General features: G+C 76.9%; 24 protein-coding genes. 17 read left to right on the plus strand and 7 right to left on the minus strand.

The genetic code is table 11. The features are described from left to right. Positions 1-124 precede the first annotated feature (124 nt). The 12 genes from BUE37_RS08445 (at position 125) to gcvP (ending at position 12,348) form a co-directional block, all read left to right on the plus strand. Entirely contained in the window at positions 125-2,191 is a 2,067-nt protein-coding gene (locus BUE37_RS08445; protein WP_073419793.1) for an elongation factor G-like protein EF-G2, read from the plus strand. Positions 2,192-2,261: 70 nt separating this feature from the next. Beyond that, positions 2,262-2,606: a TfoX/Sxy family protein gene (locus BUE37_RS08450; RefSeq protein ID WP_073419794.1), complete on the plus strand. Its 345-nt coding sequence runs from the start codon at positions 2,262-2,264 to the stop codon at positions 2,604-2,606. Between the two features lie 214 nt (positions 2,607-2,820). Beyond that, complete coding sequence (gene clsA, locus BUE37_RS08455) at positions 2,821-3,438, plus strand: cardiolipin synthase ClsA (protein ID WP_073420655.1); 618 nt, start codon at positions 2,821-2,823, stop codon at positions 3,436-3,438. After that, positions 3,435-4,367 (plus strand): DUF881 domain-containing protein, encoded by a 933-nt coding sequence (locus BUE37_RS08460; protein WP_245794447.1) that lies wholly within the window; start codon positions 3,435-3,437, stop codon positions 4,365-4,367. Before clsA ends, BUE37_RS08460 begins: the two co-directional genes overlap by 4 nt. 3 nt (positions 4,368-4,370) lie before the next feature. Beyond that, positions 4,371-4,703, plus strand: a complete 333-nt coding sequence (locus BUE37_RS08465) for a small basic family protein (RefSeq protein WP_073419795.1) — start codon at positions 4,371-4,373, stop codon at positions 4,701-4,703. Continuing rightward, entirely contained in the window at positions 4,700-5,623 is a 924-nt protein-coding gene (locus BUE37_RS08470; RefSeq protein ID WP_083628499.1) for a DUF881 domain-containing protein, read from the plus strand. Before BUE37_RS08465 ends, BUE37_RS08470 begins: the two co-directional genes overlap by 4 nt. 42 nt (positions 5,624-5,665) lie before the next feature. Next, on the plus strand, positions 5,666-6,061 hold the full coding sequence (gene gcvH, locus BUE37_RS08475; protein ID WP_073419796.1) for a glycine cleavage system protein GcvH: 396 nt from the start codon (positions 5,666-5,668) through the stop codon (positions 6,059-6,061). Positions 6,062-6,320: 259 nt separating this feature from the next. Then, positions 6,321-6,839, plus strand: a complete 519-nt coding sequence (gene odhI, locus BUE37_RS08480) for an oxoglutarate dehydrogenase inhibitor Odhl (RefSeq protein WP_175562821.1) — start codon at positions 6,321-6,323, stop codon at positions 6,837-6,839. Positions 6,840-6,843: 4 nt separating this feature from the next. Then, positions 6,844-7,641, plus strand: a complete 798-nt coding sequence (ftsR, locus tag BUE37_RS08485) for a transcriptional regulator FtsR (protein ID WP_073419797.1) — start codon at positions 6,844-6,846, stop codon at positions 7,639-7,641. Positions 7,642-7,731: 90 nt separating this feature from the next. Next, the gene (locus tag BUE37_RS08490; RefSeq protein WP_073419798.1) at positions 7,732-8,211 is read left to right on the plus strand and encodes a bifunctional nuclease family protein; all 480 of its coding nucleotides are present in this window, start codon (positions 7,732-7,734) and stop codon (positions 8,209-8,211) included. A gap of 256 nt (positions 8,212-8,467) precedes the next feature. Next, positions 8,468-9,043 carry a MerR family transcriptional regulator gene (locus BUE37_RS08495; protein WP_073419799.1) on the plus strand — a complete coding sequence of 192 codons (576 nt, stop codon included), beginning with the start codon at positions 8,468-8,470 and terminating at the stop codon, positions 9,041-9,043. Positions 9,044-9,345: 302 nt separating this feature from the next. Then, positions 9,346-12,348 carry an aminomethyl-transferring glycine dehydrogenase gene (gene gcvP, locus BUE37_RS08500; RefSeq protein ID WP_073419800.1) on the plus strand — a complete coding sequence of 1,001 codons (3,003 nt, stop codon included), beginning with the start codon at positions 9,346-9,348 and terminating at the stop codon, positions 12,346-12,348. Positions 12,349-12,415: 67 nt separating this feature from the next. Here the strand turns inward: gcvP and BUE37_RS08505 are convergent, their stop codons facing one another. Continuing rightward, entirely contained in the window at positions 12,416-13,057 is a 642-nt protein-coding gene (locus tag BUE37_RS08505) for a DUF5701 family protein (RefSeq protein WP_073419801.1), read from the minus strand. A gap of 113 nt (positions 13,058-13,170) precedes the next feature. On the opposite strand from BUE37_RS08505, the gene BUE37_RS08510 reads away from it, so the two are divergent. Further along, positions 13,171-14,106: a hypothetical protein gene (locus BUE37_RS08510; RefSeq protein ID WP_139252900.1), complete on the plus strand. Its 936-nt coding sequence runs from the start codon at positions 13,171-13,173 to the stop codon at positions 14,104-14,106. A gap of 25 nt (positions 14,107-14,131) precedes the next feature. Here the strand turns inward: BUE37_RS08510 and BUE37_RS08515 are convergent, their stop codons facing one another. Both BUE37_RS08515 and coaA read right to left on the minus strand, forming a co-directional pair. Continuing rightward, positions 14,132-14,335 carry a DUF5999 family protein gene (locus BUE37_RS08515; protein WP_073419803.1) on the minus strand — a complete coding sequence of 68 codons (204 nt, stop codon included), beginning with the start codon at positions 14,333-14,335 and terminating at the stop codon, positions 14,132-14,134. A gap of 247 nt (positions 14,336-14,582) precedes the next feature. Further along, on the minus strand, positions 14,583-15,545 hold the full coding sequence (gene coaA, locus BUE37_RS08520) for a type I pantothenate kinase (protein ID WP_073420659.1): 963 nt from the start codon (positions 15,543-15,545) through the stop codon (positions 14,583-14,585). 113 nt (positions 15,546-15,658) lie between these two features. Between coaA and BUE37_RS08525 the strand changes: the two genes are divergently transcribed. Then, positions 15,659-16,459, plus strand: coding sequence for a GNAT family N-acetyltransferase (locus BUE37_RS08525; RefSeq protein ID WP_073419804.1), 801 nt, complete (start codon positions 15,659-15,661; stop codon positions 16,457-16,459). Between the two features lie 12 nt (positions 16,460-16,471). Here the strand turns inward: BUE37_RS08525 and BUE37_RS08530 are convergent, their stop codons facing one another. Both BUE37_RS08530 and BUE37_RS08535 read right to left on the minus strand, forming a co-directional pair. Beyond that, on the minus strand, positions 16,472-17,365 hold the full coding sequence (locus BUE37_RS08530) for a serine hydrolase (protein WP_073419805.1): 894 nt from the start codon (positions 17,363-17,365) through the stop codon (positions 16,472-16,474). Positions 17,366-17,438: 73 nt separating this feature from the next. After that, complete coding sequence (locus tag BUE37_RS08535; protein ID WP_073419806.1) at positions 17,439-17,984, minus strand: YbhB/YbcL family Raf kinase inhibitor-like protein; 546 nt, start codon at positions 17,982-17,984, stop codon at positions 17,439-17,441. A gap of 164 nt (positions 17,985-18,148) precedes the next feature. Between BUE37_RS08535 and BUE37_RS08540 the strand changes: the two genes are divergently transcribed. Then, the gene (locus BUE37_RS08540) at positions 18,149-18,883 is read left to right on the plus strand and encodes an HAD family hydrolase (protein ID WP_073419807.1); all 735 of its coding nucleotides are present in this window, start codon (positions 18,149-18,151) and stop codon (positions 18,881-18,883) included. Beyond that, positions 18,880-21,252, plus strand: a complete 2,373-nt coding sequence (locus BUE37_RS08545) for a glycoside hydrolase family 65 protein (RefSeq protein ID WP_073419808.1) — start codon at positions 18,880-18,882, stop codon at positions 21,250-21,252. The genes BUE37_RS08540 and BUE37_RS08545 overlap by 4 nt, the downstream gene beginning before the upstream one ends. Before the next feature lie 3 nt (positions 21,253-21,255). Here BUE37_RS08545 and pdxR read toward each other — a convergent pair whose 3' ends face one another. Further along, positions 21,256-22,719, minus strand: coding sequence for a MocR-like pyridoxine biosynthesis transcription factor PdxR (gene pdxR, locus BUE37_RS08550; RefSeq protein ID WP_073419809.1), 1,464 nt, complete (start codon positions 22,717-22,719; stop codon positions 21,256-21,258). Between the two features lie 57 nt (positions 22,720-22,776). On the opposite strand from pdxR, the gene BUE37_RS08555 reads away from it, so the two are divergent. Further along, the gene (locus BUE37_RS08555; RefSeq protein ID WP_073419810.1) at positions 22,777-23,820 is read left to right on the plus strand and encodes a DMT family transporter; all 1,044 of its coding nucleotides are present in this window, start codon (positions 22,777-22,779) and stop codon (positions 23,818-23,820) included. Here the strand turns inward: BUE37_RS08555 and BUE37_RS08560 are convergent. Continuing rightward, positions 23,726-24,430 (minus strand): M50 family metallopeptidase, encoded by a 705-nt coding sequence (locus BUE37_RS08560; RefSeq protein ID WP_073419811.1) that lies wholly within the window; start codon positions 24,428-24,430, stop codon positions 23,726-23,728. The two genes, BUE37_RS08555 and BUE37_RS08560, sit on opposite strands and share 95 nt — an antisense overlap. Between the last annotated feature and the right edge of the window lie 8 nt (positions 24,431-24,438).

Genomic DNA, 24,438 nt, shown 5'->3' on the forward strand with positions numbered 1-24,438 from the left:
CCCCGGGGGTCTTGCCCGGCGGCGCCTCCCCGGGGCAGGGTTGTGACCCAGACCACACCCTGCCGACCCCGGGAGGTCACCGTGCCCGACACCGACCAGGACGGCGACCGGCCCGGGGGCCCCCGTGGGTAGGGACGTCGCCGCGGCGCCCGCTCCGCGCGAGGCCGCCCGGGTACGCAACGTGGCGCTCGTCGGCCACGCCGGCGCCGGCAAGACCACCCTCGCCGAGGCGCTGCTCGCCGCCACCGGCGCGGTGCCGCGCGCCGGGCGGGTGGAGGACGGGACCACCTGCCTGGACAGCGACGAGGTCGAGGTCCGCCAGCAGCGCTCGGTCACCCTGGGCGTCGCCACCGTCGAGCACGACGGCACCCGCATCACGCTGCTCGACACCCCGGGCAGCCCCGACTTCGTCGGCGAGCTGCGGGCCGGCCTGCGCGCCGCCGACTCGGCCCTGTTCGTCGTCTCCGCCGTCGGCGGCGTCGACGCCACCACCGTGCAGCTGTGGGAGGAGTGCGCCGCCGTCGGCATGCCCCGCGCAGTCGTGGTCACCCAGCTCGACCGGGCGCGCGCCGACGTCGAGGAGACCGTCCGGCTGTGCCAGACGCTGCTCGGCGACGGCGTCTACCCCGTGCACCTGGTCGACCGCGGCCCCGACGGCGCCGTGCAGGGCGTGGTCAACCTCCTGCAGCCCGGCGCGCAGGCCCCCGACGCCGACCGCCTCCGCGGCGAGCTGATCGAGGGGATCATCGGCGAGAGCGAGGACGAGGCGCTCATGGAGCGCTACCTCGCCGGCGACGAGCTGGTGCAGGGCGACCTGATCAGCGACCTGGAGACCGCCGTCGCCCGCGCGCACTTCCACCCCGTGCTGTGCGCGGCACCGCTGCAGGGCATCGGCCTCGACGCGCTGCTCTACCTGCTGGTCAACGCCTTCCCGTGCCCGTTCGAGCACGGCTGCCCGCCGGTCACCCGCCCCGACGGGTCCCCGGCGCCGGCGCTGGCCTGCGACCCCGACGGCCCGCTGGTGGCCGAGGTGGTCAAGACGACGACCGACCCCTACCTCGGCCGGGTCTCCCTGCTGCGGGTGTTTTCCGGGACGCTCACCCCCGACACCCCGGTGCACGTCTCCGGCCACGGCGGCGCCGACCGCGGCCATCCCGACCACGACGCCGACGAGCGCGTCGGCGCCATCTCCTCCCCGCTGGGCGCCGCGCTGCGCCCGGTCCCCGCCTGCCCGGCCGGCGACGTCTGCGCGGTCACCCGGCTCGCCTCCGCCGAGACGGGCGACACCCTGTCCTCACCCGGCGACCCCCGCCTGGTGCCGCCCTGGACGCTGCCGGTGCCCCAGCACCCGGTCGCCGTCGAGGCCGCCTCCCGCGCCGACGAGGACCGGCTCGGCCCGGCGCTGACCCGGCTGGCCGCCGAGGACCCCACGCTGCGGGTGGAGCGCTCCCGCGACACCGGGCAGCTGCTGCTGTGGTGCGTCGGCGAGGCGCACGGCGAGGTGCTGCTCGAGCGGCTGCGCACCCGGCACGGCGTCGCGGTCACCACCGTCCCGGTGCGCGTGCCGATGGTGGAGACCCTCGCCGGGCCGGCGCGGGCCACCGGGCGGCTGGTCAAGCAGTCCGGCGGGCACGGGCAGTACGCCGTCGTCGTGGTGGAGGCCGAGCCCGGGGAGCCGGGCTCGGGCATCTCCTTCGAGCAGCGCGTCGTGGGTGGGGCGGTGCCCAACCAGTACCACGGCAGCGTGGAGAAGGGGATCCGCGCGCAGTGCGCCAAGGGCATCGAGGGGGACCGGCCGCTGGTCGACGTCCGCTTCGTGCTCGTCGACGGCAAGGCGCACTCGGTCGACTCCTCCGACGCGGCGTTCCAGTCCGCGGGCGCGCTGGCCGTGCGCGAGCTCGCCGCCGCGGCCGGCACCCGGGTGCTCGAGCCGTGGTGCGAGGTGGCCGTCGTGGTGCCCGGCGAGCACGTCGGCGCGGTGATGAGCGACCTGTCCTCCCGGCGGGCCCGGGTCACCGGCAGCGACGCCGACCCCGAGCGCGACCGCACCACCGTCCGCGCCGAGGTGCCCGAGATCGAGCTGCTCGGCTACGCGGGCGCCCTGCGCTCGGTCAGCCACGGCACCGGCTCGTTCACCCGCCGGCCGCTGGGCCACGAGCCGGCCCCGGCGTCGCTGCTCGTCCCGGCCTGACCCCTCCCCGTCCGGGGCCGGTTCCGCCATGATCGGTGGCGGACCCGGTCCCGCACGGAGGAGACGGTGCATGCCCCACGACGCCGAGCTGGCCGAGCGCGTCCGCCGCGCCCTCCCGGAGGGGCGGGAGGTCCGGGAGGTCGCCATGTTCGGCGGTCTGGCGTTCATGGTCGACGGCGCCATGGCCGCCTGCGTCTCCACCGGCGGGGGCGCCCTGCTGGCGCGGGTCCCCGCGGAGCGCGACGCCGAGTACCTCGCCCGGCCGGGGGCGCGGCGGGCGGAGATGGGCGCGGGCCGGTCGATGGGGGAGGGGTGGATCGCCGTCGACGACGCCGCGCTGGCCGCCGAGGAGGACCTGCGCTCCTGGGTCGAGGCCGTCCTGGAGCGCGACGCCGGGAGCGGCCGGCGCCGCTGACCCGGGCGACCGCCGAGCCCCCGGGCGGGCCTCCCGGCCGGGCAGGGGCGGCGGGACCGCCGGTGCGCCGCGTCCGGGGATGTCGCCGCGGGACACTAGCCTCGGCAACGGTGTGCAGCGGGGTGGAGGAGCAGTGACGTCGTCGCAGGGGCCGTCGGCCGCAGTCCCGGCGTCCCCGGGCCGTCCCGTCCCGGACGCCGGGGCGGGGTCCACCGTGTCCGACCGCAACGAGCTGCCCGACCGGGTGTGGACGGTCCCCAACGCGCTGTCGGTGCTGCGGCTGCTCGGCGTGCCGCTGTTCCTGTGGCTGCTGCTCGGCCCGGAGGAGGACGGCTGGGCGGTCGTCGTCCTCATGGTCTCCGGCGTCACCGACTGGGCCGACGGCAAGCTCGCCCGCCTGCTCGGCCAGTCCAGCCGGCTCGGCGCCCTGCTCGACCCGGCCGCCGACCGCCTCTACATCGTCGCGACGCTGGTCGCCTTCGTGCTGCGCGACGTCGTCCCGCTGTGGCTGGTCGCGGTGCTCGTCGGCCGGGAGCTCGTCCTCGGGGGGATGCTGGTACTGCTGCGCCGCGCCGGCTACCCGCCGCTGCAGGTGCACTACCTCGGCAAGGCGGCCACCTTCCTGCTGCTCTACGCCTTCCCGCTGCTGCTGCTGGCCAGCGGGGGCGGCGGCTGGTCGTGGGTGGCGCCGTTCGCCTGGGCGCTGACGATCTGGGGCAGCGCCCTGTACGTGCTCGCCGGGCTGCTCTACGTCGTCCAGGTCGTCGGCCTGTTGCGCGCCGAGCGCGCCGGGGCGTCCCCCGCGGGCACCGGACCCCGGCCGGGGCCGTGACCGCGCCCGGGCCCCGGCCCCGCGGCAGCGGGCCGCGGTCGATGGGCGCCTCGCTGCTCGACCAGGTCCTCGCCGAGACCCTCGACCCCGCCTACGCGCAGGCCGCCGCCGCGCGAGCCGCCCGCGCCGCCGACGGCGCGCCCGACCGCCCGCCGTGGCGGCGCCGGCTCGGCCCGCTCGCCGTCGCCACGACGATGGCCGCGGCCGGCCTGCTGTTCTCCGTCACCTACGACCAGGCCGCCTCCGGCGCCGAGGGCCGGGAGGAGCGGCGGGCGGCGCTCATCGAGGACATCCAGGCCCGCTCGGCCTCCACCGACGAGCTCGCCGCCGAGCTCGAGCGCCTGCGCGGCGAGGTCACCGGCGCCCGCGCCGACGCGCTGGCCGCCAGCGCCGTCGGCCAGCGCGCCCTCGACGACCTCGACGCCGCGGAGCTCGCCGCCGGCCTGGACGCGGTGAGCGGGCCGGGCCTGGTGGTCACCCTGGCCAACGCCGAGCCCGACGCCGACGCCGACCCGGTCGGGGGCTCGGCCACCGAGGACGAGCGCGGCCGCGTCCAGGACGGTGACCTGCAGCTGGTGGTCAACGCCCTGTGGGCCGCCGGCGCCGAGGCGGTCAGCATCAACGGCCAGCGCCTGGGCCCCACCACCGCGATCCGCTTCGCCGGCGAGGCGGTCCTCGTCGACTTCCGCCCCGTCACCAACCCCTACCTCGTCAGCGCGATCGGCGACCCGGACGAGCTCCGGCCCCGGTTCCTGGGCAGCCCCGAGGTGAACGCCCTCGCGGTCATCTCCGAGTCGTTCGGCCTGCGTTTCGAGTTCGCCCAGGAGGACGAGCTGTCCGTGCCCGCCGGGGGAGTCCCCGAACTGCGATCCGCCGACCCCTACACCGGGGTGCCGGCCGAGGCCGCCGCCGGCGGGACGGGGGGCTGAGCCGTGATCCCCGTGATCGGCCTGGCCGTCGGCATCGCGCTCGGCCTCGTCCTCGACCCGACCGTCCCGCTGTGGCTGCAGCCCTACCTGCCGATCGCCGTCGTCGCCGCGCTCGACGCGGTGTTCGGCGGCGCCCGCGCCCGGCTCGACGGCGTCTTCGACGCGAAGGTCTTCGTGATCTCGTTCGTGTCCAACGTCGTCGTCGCCGGCCTGATCGTCTTCCTCGGCGACCAGCTCGGCGTCGGCGCGCAGCTGTCCACGGCCGTCGTCGTGGTCCTCGGCATCCGCATCTTCGGCAACGCCGCGGCCATCCGCCGGCACCTGTTCCGGGCATGAGCGGCGACGGGCGTCCCGGCGACCGGCCGGAGGGCGCGGTGCCCGAGGAGACGGCGCCGGAGGACGCGGCGCCGGAGGGCGCGGTGCCCGAGGAGACGGCGCCCGAGGAGACGGCGCCGGAGGGCGCGGTGCCGGAGGACGCGGTGCCGGAGGACGCGGCGCCGGAGCCCCGCAACGACGTGCCGGAGTCCCCGGCGGAGCCCGTCGCGGCACGGGCGACGCCGCCCCGGCGACGGCGCTCGTCGCTGGTGGCCGCCTCCCTCATCGCGGTGCTCACCGTGCTGCTCGGCTTCGCGATCGCCGTCCAGGTGCGCAGCACCGACACCGGCGAGGCGCTCGAGGGCGTGCGCGAGGAGGACCTGATCGGCATCCTCGACGACCTCGACGCGCAGGAGGAGCGGCTGCGCGCCCAGATCGCCGACCAGCGGGCCGACCTGCGCGAGCTGTCCGACAGCGACAGCCAGGCGGCCGCCGCCCTCGAGGACGCCACCTCCCGCGCCGACTCCCTCGCGATCCTCAACGGCACCGTCGCCGCGGAGGGGCCCGGGCTGGTGGTCACCATCCGCGACCCCGAGGGCCAGGTGCGCGTCGCTGACCTCCTCGACGCCGTCCAGGAGCTGCGCGGCGCCGGCGCGGAGACCATGCAGATCGACGGCGTCCGGATCGGCGTCTCCACCGCCGTCACCGGCACCCCGGGCGCCCTGCGGATCGACGGGCGGCCCGTGGAGGCGCCCTACGAGGTGGTCGTCATCGGCTCGGCGCAGGACCTCCGGACGGCGATGAGCATCCCCGGCGGCGTCGTCGACCGGGTCGGCCGGCAGGGCGGCAGCGTCGACATCGAGCAGCGCGACCGGGTCGTGGTGGACGCGTTGCGGCCGCTCGACGAGCCTCAATACGCTCAGCCGGACCCCGGCGACTAGGCCGGTGGTCCCGTTCCGCACCGACCCCAGGAGACCCGCCGCATGACGACCACACCGGACGACCGCCGCTACACCGACCAGCACGAGTGGGCGCTGGTCCAGGACGGCACCGTCGTCCGCGTGGGCATCACCGACCACGCGCAGGACGCGCTCGGCGACATCGTGTTCGTCCAGCTGCCCGAGGTGGGGGAGGAGGTCGGCCCCGGCAACCCGATCGGCGAGGTGGAGTCGACCAAGTCGGTCTCCGACGTCTACTCGCCGGTGCCCGGCACCGTCTCGGCGGTCAACGAGGCGCTCGGCGACGCGCCCGAGACCATCAACGCCGACCCCTACGGGGCGGGCTGGCTGGTCGAGATCACCGTGGCCGGCGACGCCGCCGACGCCACCGCCGACCTGCTCGACGCGGCCGCCTACCAGGCGCTGGTCGACGCGTCCTGACCGCCCCCCGCCGAGGCCGGCCTCCCCGGGGCGATCACTATGCTGCCCCCGGGAACCGGCCCTCGGCCGGGCCGCTGGGACAGGTGTGACGTCGCCCCGACGTCCGGTTGACCCTCGGTCCGACCGCTGGTTCCATGACCAACGGCCCGCCGTGCGCCGCACGGCAGCCGACCCACGACGGCACCGACCGGACCGTCGTCCGCCGGCCGCCCGCGGACTCGCTCGCGGCGGTGCCGCCCTGCACCGGAGGAGAACAGACGTGCACTGCACTCGCTGTGGCCACGACAACCCCGAGGGCAGTCGCTTCTGTGCGCAGTGCGGCGCCGCCCTCTCCCAGGAGCGCGTCGGCGAGTCGACCAGCGTCATCCCGAAGGTCGGCGGCGAGGACACCACCGACGTCCCCGAGGTGAGCGAGCCCGCCGCGGACGCCCACGCGGGCGCCGTCGAGTCGCTGCCCGCCGGGTCGGCGCTGCTGGTCGTCAAGCGCGGCCCGAACGCCGGCAGCCGGTTCCTGCTCGACCAGGACGTCACCACCGCCGGCCGGCACCCCGACAGCGACATCTTCCTCGACGACGTGACCGTCAGCCGCCGGCACGTCGAGTTCCACCGCGAGGGCGGCGGCTTCTCGGTGCACGACGTCGGCAGCCTCAACGGCACCTACGTCAACCGCGAGCCGGTCGACGTCGCGACCCTGGCCGGGGGTGACGAGGTGCAGATCGGCAAGTTCCGCCTCGTCTACCTCACCGGCCCGCGCACCGGCGAGCCCGCGGCCCGCTGACCCCGTGCCCGGAGCGCCCGCCGGTGCGTCCCGGGACGGCGCCGACGCGCGCACGCCGCGCCTGGCCATCGGGGCGGTGCTGACCGCGCTGCGCGACGACTTCCCCGACGTCACCATCAGCAAGATCCGGTTCCTCGAGGCGGAGGGCCTGGTGTCCCCGGAGCGCACCGCCTCGGGGTACCGGAAGTTCTCCCGCGCCGACGTCGAGCGGCTGCGGTACGTGCTCACCGCCCAGCGGGACCACTACCTGCCGCTCAAGGTCATCAAGGAGCACCTCGAGGCGCTCGACCGCGGGCTGCCGGCACCCGGTGCCGGCAGCCCGCCGCCGGCCGCCCCCGGGGCCGCGGCCCCGCCGCCCGAGCCGTCGCCCGGCCCGCCGCCCGCGCCGTCGCCTTCGCAGGCGGCCGGCCCGGCGGGTGACGGCGGCATGTCCGGCCCGATGGACGCCGACGCCTTCGCCGCGGCGGCCGGCCTCGACCCGGGCCAGCTCGCCGACTGCGTCCAGTACGGCCTGCTCGTGCCCGACGCCGAGGGCCGCCACCCGGCGGCCGACCTGCCGGTCGCCCGCGCCGCCGCAGGGCTCGCCCGGCACGGCATCGAGGCCCGTCACCTGCGCTTCTTCCGCACCGCCGCGGAGCGCGAGGCGGACCTCGTCGAGCAGCTGCTCGCCCCCGTCCTGCGCTCCCGCGCGGAGGACGCCCGCGACCGCGCGGCGGCCAAGCTGGCGGAGCTCTCGGCGCTGTCCGTGCAGCTGCACCGGGGGCTGCTGGAGGCGCGCCTCCGGGGTCTCCTGCCCTCCTGAGTCCGGCGTACGGTGGACAGGCCCGGGAGGCCCGCCCGTCCGCGCCGCACCGGTGACCACCCGTACCGCCGCAGCTGAGGGAGCCCCACCGTGCAGGAACTCAGAGTCGTCGGGGTCCGGGTCGAGCTGCCCGGCAACCAGCCGATCCTGCTGCTCAAGGAGACGCAGGGCGAGCGCTACCTGCCCATCTGGATCGGCGCCGTCGAGGCCGCGGCCATCGCGTTCGAGCAGCAGGGTGTCCGGCCGGCGCGGCCCATGACGCACGACCTGCTCCGCGAGGTCGTCCGCACGCTGGGCGCCACCCTCGAGGCGGTCAACATCACCGAGATGCGCGACGGCATCTACATCGCCGAGCTCGTCTTCGGCGACGACCGCGTCGTCAGCGCCCGCCCGTCGGACGCCGTCGCCCTCGCCGTCCGCACCGGCGCGCCCATCTACGGGGCCGAGGACCTGCTCGACGAGGTGGGGATCGAGATCCCCGACGAGCAGGAGGACGAGGTCGAGAAGTTCCGCGAGTTCCTCGACCAGATCTCGCCCGAGGACTTCGGCGCCGGCTCCGGGTCGGCCTGAGCGCGCGGGACGGGTGGGACCCCGGGCGCCTCGCCCGTCACACGGGTCCCACCCGCACCGCGCCGGCTACAGCAGCCGCACGCACCTGCCGATACCCCCCGACCGGGGTGGTTGCGGCGACACGCCGCCCGCGTCAGTTGACCGCCCTGGTGGCCCGGCTTACGGTCGCGGACGACACCGGTGTGATCCGAGGGGAAGCGGATCGGACCGGAGTGGCCGTCGCGCCCGCGACGGCACGCGAAGGAGGACCGCTGTCGTGAGCGACCAGAGCGAGGGCTCCCAGGGTCAGCTCTTCAGCGACGCCGCCGTGGGGGTGACGGACTACGACGAGGTCGACACCGACCTCGTCGGGTACCGCGGCCCGACGGCGTGTGCCGCCGCCGGGATCACCTACCGCCAGCTGGACTACTGGGCCCGTACCGGCCTGGTCGCCCCGTCGGTCCGCAGTGCGACCGGCTCGGGGACGCAGCGGCTGTACTCGTTCCGGGACATCCTGGTGCTGAAGGTGGTCAAGCGGCTGCTCGACACCGGGGTGTCGCTGCAGAACATCCGCAAGGCCGTCGACCACCTGCGCAACCGCGGCATCAAGGACCTCGCCAACGTCACGCTGTTCAGCGACGGGGCCACGGTCTACGAGTGCACCTCCGCCGAGGAGGTCGTCGACCTGCTCGCCGGCGGGCAGGGCGTCTTCGGCATCGCCGTGTCTGGTGCGCTGCGCGAGCTGTCGGGGGAGCTCGCCGAGCTCCCGGCCGAGCGGCTCGACGGCGCCCCGCTGGTGGCCGCCGACGACGAGCTGGCGATGCGTCGCCGGCGCCGCGCCCAGCCCGCCTGACACATCGCGGTCCTCCGGACCGCACCGCGGCCCGGTGCCGTGCCCCACAGGCGCGGAGCCGTTCCTCGGCGTGCCTCGGGAGGCCTCCGGCCCCCGCTCGGCTCGCCGACCTCGCAGGGCGGCTCGCGTCCCGCGGTCCTCGTCCTGCGTCCCGTCCCGACTCGGGGGACCCTCCGGGCCCCCGCTCGTCCGGACCGCCGCCGGAGGACGCCCCGGGGGCCTGGGCCGGAGACCCCCACACGCGACATGCGTCGCGGCCACGGCGGGACGGGTGTCCGAGAGCCGCTGGTAGCGTCGTGACAATGGCGGACGCAGTCGCTGGCCCTCTCCCGTCACTCCGGTCGCTGAGCCCCGCGAGCTCGTTCGCGGCCCGTCACATCGGCCCACGCGCCGACGAGACCGCCGCGATGCTCGAGGCGGTCGGGTACGACTCGCTGCAGTCGCTGGTCGACGCGACCGTCCCCGAGACCGTCCGCGACCGCGACGCGCTGAGCCTCCCCGCCGCCGCCGACGAGGCCGCCGTCCTCGCCGAGCTGCGCGAGCGGGCCGCGGCCAACCGGGTGACCGTCCCGATGATCGGCCTCGGCTACTCCGGCACCGTCACCCCGGCGGTCATCCAGCGGAACATCCTCGAGAACCCCGCCTGGTACACCGCCTACACGCCCTACCAGCCCGAGATCAGCCAGGGCCGGCTCGAGGCGCTGCTGAACTTCCAGACGATGGTCGCCGACCTCACCGGCCTGCCCGTCGCCGGCGCCTCCATGCTCGACGAGGCCACCGCCGCCGCCGAGGCCATGACGCTGGTCCGCCGCGCCGGCCGGGCGAAGGCGGGCGCGGTCTTCGTCGTCGACGCCGACACGCTCCCGCAGACCCTCGCCGTCCTCGAGACCCGCGCCGAGCCCCTCGGCATCGGCCTGCACGTCGCCGACCTGAGCCTGGGCTGGCCCACCGACCTGCCCGAGGCCGGCGCGTTCGGCGTCCTCGTGTCCTACCCCGGGGCCAGCGGCGCCGTCCGCGACCACCGCGCCCTCGCCGAGGCCGCGCACGCCGCCGGCGCCTCGGTCGTCGTCGCCGCCGACGTCCTCGCCCTCACCCTGCTGGAGGCGCCGGGCGAGTGGGGCGCCGACGTCGCCTGCGGCAGCACCCAGCGCTTCGGCGTCCCCCTCGGCTACGGCGGCCCGCACGCCGGCTACCTGTCGGTCCGCGAGGGCCTGGCCCGCCAGCTGCCCGGACGGCTGGTCGGCGTCTCGGTCGACGCCGACGGCGACGTCGCCTACCGGCTGGCGCTGCAGACCCGCGAGCAGCACATCCGCCGCGAGAAGGCGACGAGCAACATCTGCACCGCGCAGGTGCTGCTGGCCGTGATGGCCGGCGCCTACGCCGTCTACCACGGGCCCGAGGGGCTCACCGCGATCGCCGCCCGCGTGCACCGCAGCGCCCTGGCGCTGGCCTCGTGGCTGCGCGCCGGCGGCGTCGAGGTCGTGCACGGGTCGTTCTTCGACACCGTGCAGGCCCGCGTCCCCGGCCGCGCCGCCGGGGTGGTCGCCGCAGCCGCCGAGCGCGACGTGGACCTGCGCCTGGTCGACGCCGACACCGTGGCCGTCGCCTGCGACGAGACGACGACGCCGGACGTGCTGCGCCTGGTCGCCGAGGCCTTCGGGGTGGCGGCGGACCTCGTCGACGTGGACGCGGCCCTGGACGACGACGGCCCCGACGCGCTGCCCGACGAGCTGCGCCGGCGCACCCCGTTCCTCACGCACCCGGTCTTCTCCGCGCACCGCTCGGAGACGGCGATGATGCGCTACCTGCGCTCGCTGTCGGACAAGGACCTCGCGCTGGACCGCACGATGATCCCGCTGGGCTCCTGCACGATGAAGCTCAACTCCGCCGTCGAGATGGCCGCGATCACCTGGCCGGAGTTCGCCGGGCTGCACCCCTTCGCCCCGGCCGACCGGGCCCGCGGCTACCGGCAGCTGATCGACGAGCTGTGCACCTGGCTCGCGGAGATCACCGGCTACGCCGCCGTCAGCGTGCAGCCCAACGCCGGCTCGCAGGGCGAGTTCGCCGGCCTGCTGGCCATCCGCGGCTACCACGCCTCCCGCGGCGAGCCCCACCGCGACGTCTGCCTCATCCCGAGCTCCGCGCACGGCACGAACGCCGCCAGCGCCGTCATGGCCGGGATGCGGGTGGTCGTGGTGGCCTGCGACGAGGCCGGCAACGTCGACGTCGCCGACCTGCGCGCGAAGATCGACCAGCACGCCGACCGGCTCGCGGCGATCATGATCACCTACCCGTCGACGCACGGGGTGTTCGAGACCGAGATCCGGGAGATCTGCGCCGCGGTGCACGACGCCGGCGGCCAGGTCTACGTCGACGGCGCCAACCTCAACGCGATGGTGGGGCTGGCGCGGCCGGGCCGGTTCGGCTCCGACGTCAGCCACCTCAACCTCCACAAGACGTTCTGCATCCCGCACGGCGGCGGCGGCCCCGGTGTCGGCCCGATCGGCGTCCGGGAGCACCTGGTGCCCTTCCTCCCCGGGCACCCGCTGGTGGAGACCGGCGGGCAGGGCCCGGCGGTGTCGGGGGCGCCGTTCGGGTCGGCCGGGATCCTGCCCATCTCGTGGGCCTACCTGCGGCTGATGGGCCCCGACGGGCTCCAGCGCGCCACCGAGCACGCGGTGCTGGGCGCCAACTACCTCGCCGCCCGGCTGCGCGAGCACTTCCCCGTGCTCTACGCCGGGGAGAACGGGCTGGTCGCCCACGAGTGCATCCTCGACATCCGGCCGCTCACCCGGGCCACCGGCATCACCAACGACGACGTCGCCAAGCGGCTGGTCGACTTCGGCTTCCACGCCCCGACGATGAGCTTCCCGGTGGCCGGCACGCTGATGGTCGAGCCCACCGAGAGCGAGGACAAGGACGAGCTCGACCGGTTCGTCGCGGCGATGGTGACCATCCGCGGCGAGATCGAGCGGGTCGCCAGCGGGGAGTACGACCGCGAGGACAACCCGCTGCGCAACGCCCCCCACACGCTGAAGATGCTCGCCGGGGAGTGGGAGCGGCCCTACCCGCGGTCGACGGCGGTGTTCCCGGTGTCCTCGCTGACCACCCGCGGCTACCTGGCGCCGGTGCGTCGGATCGACCAGGCCTTCGGTGACCGCAACCTGGTCTGCTCCTGCCCGCCGCCGGAGGCCTTCGCCGAGCCGGAGCCCGCCTCCGCGCCGCGGACGCACGTGCCCGACCGCGGTGAGGGCGCCCCCGACGACCTCGGCACCGCCGCCGACGTGGTGGGCGCCCCGGCCTGATGGAGGACCCCGCTGCCCCCCCACGCCTCGCACGCTCGGCGCGGGGCCCTGCAGCGGGGCCGTTCCATCACGTCACGGGGACCCGCCCGGACGCCGAGGCGATGCCGAGCCAGGTGTGCCGGTTGCCCGCCCAGCACCAGCCGACCTTGGGCGCGTTGCGGCGCTCCCGGCCGTCGCGGCCGGTGCCGTTGCTGATCCACAGCGCCGGGGTGCGTGCGTCGAGGGAGCCGTTCGCCCGCCGCAGCCGCGAGCCGACGGTCATCGTGCAGGCGTTGCGCTCGAGCACGTCGGGGCACTGCAGCAGCCAGGTGAGGCCCTCCGCCAGCGTGAGCGGCGAGCGCCCGGCCGCCCGGATCCGCGGCAGCGCCTCGTCCGGTGTCACGTCCAGGTACTCGTCGCCGCGGTCGGGCCCGCACAGCAGGTAGGCGGGGCCCGGCGGTGGCTCGGCGCCCGGGACCGGCGCGAAGTCGTCGAGGTCGGTCATGTCGACCACGACGAACGCCGGCCGGTCCCGCCACCGCACCTCGGGCACCAGCGCCGACGGCGGCACCGACGCGGGGTCGAGCACCAGCAGCGCGTCGTCCCCGGCCGCTCCGGCCGCCGACCGCAGCTCGGCGGCCGTGAGCCCGGCGCGCTCGTGCAGGCCGAGGGCGACCAGCCGGTCGGCCTGGGCGGGAACCGGGGGGAGGGAGAGCGAGGTGGTCGGCACGGGGACCTCCGGGGGAGGGAGCGGCGGCGGACCGTCCGGCAACGACCAGAGGCGCGGTCCGGTTCCGACCTGTGGCCGGTGACGCCGCCGTCGGCCGGGAGGACCATCGGCCCATGGGAGTGTCGCGGTCGAGCAGCAGGCGGCGGGTCCGGGCGGCGGGGGCGGCGCTGGCCGCGGGTGCCCTGCTGACGGCGGGCTGCGCCGGCGTCGGCGCCCGGGACCCGGGGCCGCTCGCCCCGGCAGCGGCCACCGAGGAGCCGACACCCTCCGCGACACCGTCCGCGACGCCGTCCCCGACGCCGTCCGAGACCGCGCCCGCCCCCTCACCGACGCCGTCCCCGAGCCCGGCCGAGGAGCCGGCCGGCGGCGGCGAGCTGCGTGACCGGCTGCTCCCGGCGGAGGCGTTCGGCGCGGACGCCACCGTCGTCACCGTCACCACCGACCAGCTCGGCACCGCCGGCGGCGGCTGGGGAGGGTGGGGAGGCTGGGGCGGCGGCTGGTACGGCGGCTGGTACGGCCCCTGGCACGACGACGACAGCGACACCGACGGGGACGGCGACGGCGACCGGTGGGACGAGTGGTCCGACGCGGTGACCGTGGAGCCGCCGGAGTGCGCCGCCGCGCTGGACGCGCTGCCCGCGCTCGACGGCCTCGAGGACTCGCTCAGCGTGGCCGCCCAGGTGGCCCGGACGCCGTCGACGCAGACGGTGGAGGCGATCGGGGAGTCCCCGGCCCTGGCGGACCTGCAGCTCCCGCTCGACCGGCTGCTGGCCGACTGCGCGTCGGTCACCACCAGCGGGCCGTGGGGCTGGAGCGCGACGGCCGAGGTGGCCGCCCTCGACGCGCCCGCGCTGGGGGAGCAGAGCGCCGCCGTCCGGGTGACGGTCGACGCGGAGGGAAGGGACCCGCGCAGCGTGCTCGTCGGCGTCGTCCTCGACGGCACGCGGGGGCTGCTGCTGGCCCAGTCGGCGGCGCCGGACGCGGCCGACCCCGACCCGGCGGCGTTCACCGCCTTGCTGACCGACGCGGCCGGCGCGGCGTTCGGCTGACCTCCCGCGCCGGCCCCGGGGAGGGTCAGGCGCTGACGAGGCCCGCCGTCCGCCACTGGTGGTGGTCGGCGACCGCGCGGCCGTCGGGCAGCAGCTCGCCGTCGTCGTCGAAGAGGACGACGCCGTTGCACAGCAGGCTCCAGCCCTGCTCGGGGTGGCCGCTCACGACGGCCGCGAGGTCACGGGCGTCGCTGGTCGCGTCGGGGCAGGGGGTGGGGTGTACGCACATCGGAGGCTCCCGATCTGTCCGCCGCGGACGGCGGCGGTGTGACGGTTCGTGGTCGTCCGGTGACCGGACGTCTTCGAGTGTGCGCCCGCTCCCCCCGCCCGTCAGGTGACGGAACTCACGACGTCACCCGCCCGGGTCGTCACACCTCGCCATGCCCGCACGCCCCGCCGACGGCCCGCTCAGTCCGTTATCCCCAACTTGCGGCCGACACCGCCGCGAGAACGGGACGGGCAGCGAGGGGGAGGGGTCAGAGCTTGCGGAGCAGGATGCGTCGCACCGAGTGGTCGGCGGACTTCTGCAGCACCAGCCGGGCCCGCGAGCGCGTCGGCGCGATGTTCTGCCGCAGGTTCGGCCCGTTCACCGCCGCCCAGATCGACAGCGCGGTGGCGCGGGCGTCGTCGTCGCTGAGGTCGGCGTAGCGGTGGAAGTAGGCCGAGGTGTCGGCGAAGGCGGTGCGCCGCAGGGCGAGGAACCGCTCGACGTACCACTGCTGGATGTCGGACTCGCCGGCGTCGACGTAGACGGAGAAGTCGAAGAAGTCCGACAGGAACACCTCCGGCACCCGGCCGTCGTCGCGGCGGCCGGCCTGCAGCACGTTGAGCCCCTCGAGCACGAGGATGTCGGGCCGGTCGACCAGCTGCCGCTGCCCGGGCAGCACGTCGTAGGACTGGTGGCTGTAGACCGGCGCGCTCACCTCGCCGCGGCCGGACTTGAGGTCGGCGAGGAAGCGGATCAGCGCCCGCCGGTCGTAGCTCTCCGGGAAGCCCTTGCGCGACATCAGCCCGCGCTGCTCGAGGACGGCGTTGGGCCAGAGGAACCCGTCGGTGGTCACCAGGTCGACGCGGGGGGAGTCCGGCCCGGCGGCGAGCAGGGTCTGCAGCAGCCGGGCGGTGGTGGACTTGCCGACGGCGACGCTGCCGGCGACGGCGATGACGTAGGGGACCTTGGCCGTGGTGTCGCCGAGGAACCGGCTCTGCGCGGCCCACAGGCGCTGGCTGGCGGTGACGTGCAGGCGCAGGAGCTCGGCCAGCGGCAGGTAGACGGTGGCGACCTCGTCGAGGTCGATGCGGTCGCCGAGGCTGCGCAGCGCGCGCAGCTCGGCCTCGTCGAGCGGGAGGGTGCCGGAGCCGGCGAGGGCGCGCCACGCCTCGCGGTCGAATGCCGCGTAGGGCGAGATCTGGGGCCGGGTCCCTGCCGTCACGCGGCCCATCGTGCCGCCCGTGGGCCGGTGCCCCGACCGGCGGGTCACCCGCCCGGGCGCACCGGGGTGTGATCCCGGGTCCGCCGGGGGCCGGGACGGGCCGCCGCGTCTAGGGTTCCGGTGTGCCGACCCGCCGAGGGCTGCTCGACTGCGTCGAGCGGTACGCCGCCGCCGCGCCGCTGCCCGACACGCGCGTCGTCCCGGTCGGCGGGCTCGACGTGCCGGTCGGCTCGGCGGCCTGGCCCCACCCGGCCCGCCCGCGCCGCGGGGTCGGCCGGGTGACCGCCGCCGACGTCCGCGCCGCCGTCGAGCTGCAGGAGGAGGCCGGGCTGCCGGCCGCCGTCGAGTGGGTGACCCAGCGGACGCCGTCGCTCGGGGCCGCCGCCCGCGAGGCGGGCCTCGTGGTGTCGGAGTTCCCGCTGCTGGTGGTCGACGACCCGGTGGAGCTGCTGCTGCCCCCCGGGGTGCGGCTCTACCTCGTGGGCTCCGAGGACCCGGCCCTGCCGCACTACCAGCACCTGCTGGAGACCGGCTTCGCCCCGCACGCCGACGACGCCCACCCCGACGACCTCGAGGGCCCCTCGGCCGCGCGGGCCGAGGTGCTGCGCGAGCGGGTGGCCACCGGCCGCACCGTCGTGATGGTGGCCCTGGAGGACGGGCAGCCGGTGGGGGTGGGCTCGCACTCGCCGGTCGACGTCGACGGCACCGAGATCACCGAGATCGTCGGGGTGGCGAGCTCCCCGCGCCGCCGCGGCCGGGGCGTGGGCGCGGCGCTGGCCTCCGCCCTGGTCGCGCAGGCCCGGGAGACCGCCGAGTTGGTCTTCCTCACCGCCGGGGACGACGACGTCGCGCGGGTGTACGAGCGGGTCGGCTTCGCCTGGCTCGGCGCCACCGGCGTCGCGGCCCGCCCGCCGGGTCCCTGAGCCGCCGGGAGCTCAGGCGCGGGGCGGCGGCAGCGCGGCCGCGGCGGCCGACAGCGCCGCGCGGGCCTGGTCGTAGGACACCGACCGCGGCACCTCGCTGAGCAGCACCACCACCCGGTCGCCGCTCACCGCGACCGAGTGCAGGTGCCGCTGGCCGTCCACGCAGCACATCCAGCCCTGCTTGACCGCGGGCATCCCGGGCAGCGTGCCGAAGGCGCCGAAGCGTTGGTCGAAGCCGTCGGCGGCCAGCGGCGTGGCGGTGCGCATCCAGGCGAGCAGGGTGGCGGCGTCGGCGGGGGCGGCCACCCGGGGCAGCTCGGCGAGGAAGCGGGCGAGGTCGCGGGCGGTGGTCGTCGTCTCGCCCCACTGCGACGGGTCGGCCGGCGGGGCGGTGCCGGTCAGGCCGTAGCGGGCGGCGACGTCGCGCACCATGCGCGGGCCGTCGAAGCGCACCCACAGCTCCGAGGCGGCGGGGTCGTCGGAGCTGCGGATCATCTCCTGCAGCAGCCGCCAGTCGCGGCCGTCGAGGGCCACGGAGCCTGCCCGGGCACGGTGCAGCAGGTCCTCGGCGAGGAACAGCTTGACCATCGAGGCGGTGGGGAACGGGCGGTCGGCGGCCGCGCCGTTGTCGGCGGTGCGCCGGCCCGTCCGGGCGTCCCCGGCGTCCAGGGCGCGCCGGGTGAGGCCCGCCGCGGGCTCGGCCTGGACGGTCAGCGCGACCGCCAGCGTGCCGGGCACCGTCCACGCGCCGGCGACCGCGGGGACGACCTCGGCCGCCGGCGGCCCGGCCGCCGCCCGCCCCGGGGCGCCCAGCAGGGACCCCAGGAGCAGCAGGACGGCGGCCGGGACCAGCAGCGCGCGCGCCGGCCGGCCGGCACGGGGTGGCGCCACTGCTTGAGCGCTCATGGACCCGGGGTACCCGGCGCCGGGCCGCGCGCACCCGTCCGGGGCGGACGGTGTCGTTCCGGCTGTGCCGGGGCTACTCCTGCGTGTAGGTGACCACCAGCGTCGCCCGGGCCAGCGTGTGCCCGAAGAGGTTGAAGCCGTGGAAGGCCGGGGTGGCGTCGGCCGGCACGCCCATGTCCTCGGTGTCGAGCGCGTGCACCACGACGAAGTAGCGGTGCGGGCCGTGCCCGGCCGGCGGAGCGGCACCGACGTAGCCGGGGAAGCCGCCGTCGTTGCGCAGCTGGCGGGCGCCCCCGGGCAGGCCCGACCCCTCCTGGTCGCCGGCACCCGAGGGCAGCTCGGTGACCGACCCGGGGATGCCGGTGACGACCCAGTGCCAGAAGCCGCTGGCGGTGGGGGCGTCGGGGTCGTAGACGGTGACGGCGTAGCCCCGCGTCCCCTCGGGCGCGCCCGACCACGACAGCTGGGGCGAGCGGTCCTCGCCGCCGGCGCCCATCACGCCGCTGACGTGCGGCATCGGCATGACCTCGCCGTCGGTGAGGTCGGTGCTCGTCACCGTGAACGACGGCACGGGCGGCAGGAAGTCGTACGGGTCGGGCGGGACGGGCCGGTCGGCCATGGCGGTCCTCTCCTCGGGCGCTCGGGCGGGCGGGGCGCGCGGACGCGCAACCCCGCGCCGACCCTAGGCAGCCGCCGTCCCCGGCGCCCTGCGACCGCCGCGTGGGTGATCGCGCGGGTGATCTCGACGCGCCGGTCCGCCGCCGCCGTGGGTAGCGTCGTCGCGTGCTCGGACTCCCGGACCGCATCCGCGCCTGCCTCTTCGACATGGACGGCGTCCTCACCCGGACGGCGACGGTCCACATGGCCGCCTGGAAGCGCACCTTCGACGAGTACCTGCGCTCCACCGACCCGCGGGCCGTCGAGTTCACCCAGCTCGACTACAACCGCTACGTCGACGGCAAGCCCCGCGCCGACGGCGTGCGCGACTTCCTCGCCAGCCGCGGCATCACCCTGCCCGAGGGCACGCCGGAGGACCCGCCCGACGCCGCCACGGTGCACGGCATCGGCAGCCGCAAGAACGAGCTGCTGCTCGCCGAGCTGGCGGAGAACGGCGTCGAGGTCTACCCGGCGTCGATGACCTACCTGCGCGCGGTGAAGGAGGCGGGCCTGGCCACCGCCGTCGTCACCGCCTCGGCCAACGGCGAGCAGGTGATCGCCGCCGGCGGGTTCGCCGACCTCATCGACGCCCGCGTCGACGGCGTGGTCACCGCCGTGCAGGGCCTGCGCGGCAAGCCCGCGCCCGACACCTTCCTCGCCGGCGCCCGCGCGCTCGGCGTGGAGCCCGGCGAGGCCGCCGTCTTCGAGGACGCGCTGGCCGGTGTGGCCGCCGGTCGGGCGGGCGACTTCGGCCTCGTCGTCGGCGTCGACCGGGTGGGCCAGGCCGACGCGCTGCGCGAGAACGGCGCCGACGTCGTCGTCACCGACCTGGACCAGCTGCTGGGCGGGGAGGCCCGGTGACCGAGGGACGGCCGGACTTCCCGGTCGAACCGTGGGCGCTCACCGAGATCGGCCTGGACCACGCCTCCCTCGGCGTGCACGAGTCGGTGTTCGCCCTCGCCAACGGGCACATCGGCATGCGCGGCTCGTTCGAGGAGGGCGAGCCGATCGTCGTCCCCGGCACCTACCTCAACGGCTTCTTCGAGGAGCGGCCGCTGCCCTACGCCGAGGCCGGCTACGGCTTCCCCGAGCAGGGGCAGACGGTCGTCAACGTCACCGACGGCAAGCTGGTGCGGCTGCTGGTCGGCGACACCCCGCTCGACCTCGACTACGGCGAGATCGTCGAGCACCGGCGCACCCTCGACCTGCGCCGCGGCGTGCTGCGCCGGGTCACCGAGTGGCGCTCGCCCAACGGGCGCACGGTCAAGGTCACCAGCACCCGGCTGGTGTCGCTGCGGCGCCGCTCGATCGCCGCCATCGAGTACTCCGTCGAGTGCACCGACAACCGCGGCGACCTGTACGTGGCGCTGCAGTCGGACCTGCTGGCCAACGAGCCGGTCGACAGCGGTAGCGAGAGCGACGACCCGCGCGCCGCCGCCGCGCTGCGCCGCCCGCTGGTCAACGAGCTCGCCGTCGGCCGCGGCCAGCGGGCGGTCCTGGTGCACCGCACCCGCCGCAGCAGGCTGCTCATGGCCGCCGGCATGGACCACGTCGTCGACGTGCCCGACAGCGCCACCGAGGACATGGAGGCCGGCGAGGACCTCGCCCGCTTCACCCTCGCCGCCCGCCTGCCCCAGGGCTCGTCGCTGAAGCTGGTCAAGTACCTCGCCTACGGCTGGAGCTCCCGCCGCTCGGCCGCCGCGCTGCGCGACCAGGTGGAGGGCGCCCTGGCGACGGCGAAGCTCGCCGGCTTCGAGCGGCTGCTGCGCGAGCAGAAGGAGGTCCTCGACTCCCACTGGGCGCTGGCCGACGTCGAGATCGAGGGCGACGACGAGCTGCAGCAGGCGGTGCGCGTCGGCGTCTTCCACGTGCTGCAGGCCTCGCTGCGCGCCGAGCGCCAGCCCGTCCCGGCCAAGGGGCTCACCGGCCCCGGCTACGACGGGCACACCTTCTGGGACACCGAGACCTACGTGCTCCCCGTGCTCACCTACATCGCCCCCGACGCGGTCCGCGACGCGCTGCGCTGGCGCCACTCCACCCTCGACCTGGCCCGGGCACGGGCCAGCGAGCTCGGCCGGCAGGGGGCGGCGTTCCCGTGGCGGACCATCCGCGGCGAGGAGACCAGCGGCTACTGGCCGGCGGGGACGGCGGCCTTCCACATCAACGCCGACATCGCCGACGCCGTCGTCCGCTACTGGCACGCCACCGGCGACGACGAGTTCGACCGCGACTTCGGCACCGAGCTGCTCATCGAGACCGCCCGGCTGTGGGCCTCGCTCGGGCACTTCGACGCCGAGGACGGCTTCCGCATCGACGGGGTGACCGGCCCCGACGAGTACACCGCGGTGGTCGACAACAACGTCTACACGAACCTCATGGCGCAGCGGAACCTGCGCGAGGCGGCGCGGGCGGTCGAGCGGCAGCCCGACGTCGCCGGGCGGCTGCAGGTCACCGAGGAGGAGGTCGCGTACTGGCACCGGGCCGCGCGGCTCATGCGGGTGCCGTGGGACTCCCGGCTCGGGGTGCACATGCAGTCCGAGGCGTTCACCCACCACGAGGAGTGGGACTTCGCCGGGACGCCGGCCTCGCACTACCCGCTGCTGCTGCACTACCCCTACTTCGAGATCTACCGCAAGCAGGTGGTCAAGCAGGCCGACCTGGTGATGGCGCTGCACCTGCGCGGGGACGCCTTCACCCACGAGGAGAAGGTCGCCGACTTCGCCTACTACGAGGCCCGCACGGTGCGCGACTCGTCGCTGTCGGCGGCGCAGCAGGCCGTCGTCGCCGCCGAGACCGGGCACCTCGAGCTCGCCTACGACTACTGGGGCGAGGCCGCGCTCACCGACCTGCAGAACCTGCACGGCAACGCGGGTCACGGCCTGCACATCGCCTCCCTGGCCGGCGGCTGGACGGTGGCCGTCGCCGGGTTCGGCGGCATGCGCGACCACGACGGCCGGCTGCTGTTCGCGCCGCGGCTGCCCTCCCGGATCAGCCGGCTGCGGTTCCGGCTGGCCTACCAGGGGCGCACCGTGGAGGTGGCGATCGAGAAGGAGCGGACCACCTACCGGCTGCTCGACGGCGAGCCGCTCGACGTGCACCACCACGGCCGCCGGGTCACCGTCGACGAGGCCGAGCTGACGCTGGACAACCCGCCCGCGCCGGAGGTGGAGCCGGTGCGCCAGCCGCCGGGCGCGTCCCCCCGCCGCCGCGGCAACGGCCGGCGCGACTAGCGGTCAGCCGAGCACCCGGCCCAGGCGGGCGACCGCCTCCTGGAGCCGGCCGGGCGGGGACGCGGCGTAGCCGAGCACCAGCCCGGCCGGGCCGGGGCGCACCCGGTGCCAGGACAGCGGGTGCACCAGCACCCCGGCCTCCCGCGCCCGGCGGGCCAGCACGGTGTCGTCGAGCCCCGGCCGCCCGGGGAAGGTGAGCAGCAGGTGCAGGCCCGCCGCCACCCCCTCGACCCGCGCCCCGGGCAGGTGCGCCCGCACGGCGGCGACGACGGTGTCGCGGCGGGCCCGCTGGCGGGTGCGCACGCGGCGCAGGTGCCGGTCGTGCGCGCCGGAGGCCAGCAGCTCGGCCAGCACCAGCTGGGGCAGCACCGGGCCGCCGAGGTCGGCGGCGTGCCGGGCGGCGACCAGCTCGGCGTGCAGGTGCGGCGGCGGCACCGCCCAGCCCAGCCGCAGCCCGGGCGCCAGGCTCTTGGACACGCTCCCGGTGTGCAGCACCGACCCGGGGGCGGCGGCCTGCAGCGCGGCCACCGGCGGCCGGTCGTAGCGGTGCTCGGCGTCGTAGTCGTCCTCCACCACCAGCCCCCCGGTGTCCCGCGCCCAGGCCAGCACGGCGCGGCGCCGCGCGGGGGAGAGGACGACGCCGGTGGGGAACTGGTGCGCCGGGGTGAGCAGCACCGCGCCCGCGCCGCTGCCGGACAGCGCGGCGGCGACCAGGCCCTCGCCGTCGACCGGCACCGGGACGGTCGGGACGCCCCGGTGGGCCAGCGCCTCGCGGGCGCCGCGCGACCCGGGGTCCTCGACGGCGACCGCCGTGCCGGCGCCGGACGCCGCGTCGAGCAGCGGGCCGAGCAGCGCCAGCGTCTGGGCCACCCCGGCCACGACCACCAGGGCGTCGGCGTCGGCGCGCAGCCCGCGGGTGCGGGCCAGCCACGCGGCGAGCACCGTCCGCAGCCGCGGGTGGCCGCGCGGGTCGCCGTAGCCGAGGTCGGCGTCGCTCGCGCCGGCCAGCACCGCCCGCTCGGCCCGCAGCCAGGCGGCCCGCGGGAACGCGGCGAGGTCGGGGACGCCGGGGGAGAGGTCGAGGTCGACGCCCTCCGGCACCGGCGCCGGCAGCCGGGGGACGTCGGCCGGCGGCAGCGGGCTCACCGCCACCAGGGGCGCCGGGTGCGGCGCGGGGGAGGCCGGCACCGTGCCGGCGACCACCGTGCCCGCGACCACCGTGCCCGCGCCGGTGCGGGCGACCACCAGCCCCTCGTCGGCCAGCCGCCGCCACGCCTCGACGACGACGCCCCGGGAGGCGCCGAGGTCGCGGGCGAGCACCCGGGTCGGGGGCAGCGCCGCGCCGGGCGCCAGGCGGCCCTCGGCGACCGCCGCGCGCACCCGCTCGACCAGCCACGCGGTCAGGCCGTGGGGCGGTGCCTCGTCGCGGCGCAGCTGCAGGAAGTCGGCCCCGGCGGATCGGTCCACTGGATCTGCTCCTCATCGGACCTGTCCACCGGTCCGCTCGACGGTCAGGGTCGCACCGTGCCCGCCGGACCCGCCACCCCCGTCCCCCCGCCCGCCGTCCCCGGCGCTCCGCCCGCCGTCGCCCCCGGCGCGCTCCGGACCGCCCTGCCCGGCGCCCTGGCGATGGTCTTCGTCGGCGGCAGCGTCGCCGTCTCCGGCCTGCTCCCCGGCGGCGCGGACGCCACCGCGCAGGCCCTGCGCTACACCGCCGCCTGCGCCGTCCTCGTGCTGCTGGCGCGGGCCGGCGGGCGGCCGGTGCTGCGGCCCCGCGGCGCCGAGTGGGCGTGGCTCGCGGGCGTCGCCGGCGCCGGGCTGGTGCTGTTCAACGTGGCCCTCGTCGAGGGCGCCGCGCACGCCGAGCCCGCGGTGCTGGGGGTCGCCGTCGCGAGCGTCCCCCTGCTGCTGGCCACCGCCGGCCCGCTGCTGCAGGGGCAGCGCCCGGCGCCGCGGGTGCTGCTGGCCGCGGTCGTGGTCACCGCGGGCGCCGCGGCGGTGCAGGGGCTGGGGCGCACCGACGGCACCGGGCTGCTGTGGGCGCTCGTGGTGCTGCTCTGCGAGGCGGCCTTCACGCTGCTCGCCGTCCCCGTGCTCGCCCGGCACGGGGCGTGGGGCGTCTCGGTGCACACCACCTGGCTGGCCGCCGCCGGGTTCACCGTCCTCGGCCTGACCACCGAGGGACCCGGCACCCTCCTGCGGCTGGACGCCGGCGACCTGCTCGCCGTCGCCTACCTCGCGCTGGCGGTCACCGCCGCCGCGTTCGTCCTCTGGTACGCCACCGTCGGCCGGATGGGGCCCGGGCGCGCGGGGCTGCTCACCGGCCTCGCCCCCGTGGCGGCGGCCGCGGCCGGCGTCGCGCTGGGCGGCCCGCCGCCGGCGCCGGGGGTCTGGGCGGGCATCGCCCTGGTGGCCGCCGGGCTGGCGTGCGGCATGACGGGCGGGACCGCCGGCGGGACGGGGGGTCCCGGGCTCAGGGGAGCAGCAGCCAGGACCCGGCGAGGGCCAGCGCGCCGGCGTCCAGCAGCAGGAACAGCCCGACCCAGCCGAGTGCCGGCAGGCCGGTGAGCCGGGCCAGCTGGTCGGCGTCGGAGTCCGGCGCCGTCCGCCGGCGGCGGGCCCGCTGCAGCTCGAGCACCGTCCGCGGGGCGGCGAGCAGCAGGAACCAGGTGACGGCCGCGGCGAAGGCGGCCTGCCCGGCCGGGGGCAGCCAGGCGGTGACGCCCGCGACCACCGCGCCGGTGACCAGCACCGCCCAGAGTCCGTAGAAGTTGCGGATCTGCAGGAGCAGCAGCGCCAGCAGCGCGAGCACCGCCCACAGCACCCCGGCGGCGTGCCCGGTCGCCAGCAGCGCCGCGGCTCCGAGCCCGAACAAGGCCGGGCCGGGATAACCCGCCGCGCAGGTGAGGACCATGCCCGGCCCGGTGGGGCGGCCGCGGGAGACGGTCAGGCCGGAGGTGTCCGAGTGCAGCCGGATGCCCGACAACCGGCGTCCCGCGGCCAGCGCCGCGAGCCCGTGGGCGCCCTCGTGGGCGATCGTCACCACCGTGCGGGCCGGCCGCCACAGCGCGGGGGTGGCCACCACGAGCAGGGCGACGACGGCAGCTCCGGCGAGCACGCCCGGCGGCAGCGGGGCCTCGGCGGTGGCCCGGGTCCAGAGGCGCTCCACGACGTCCATCGCCGCGA

This window comes from Geodermatophilus nigrescens, assembly GCF_900129495.1.
Classification (GTDB): Bacteria; Actinomycetota; Actinomycetes; order Mycobacteriales; family Geodermatophilaceae; genus Geodermatophilus; species Geodermatophilus nigrescens.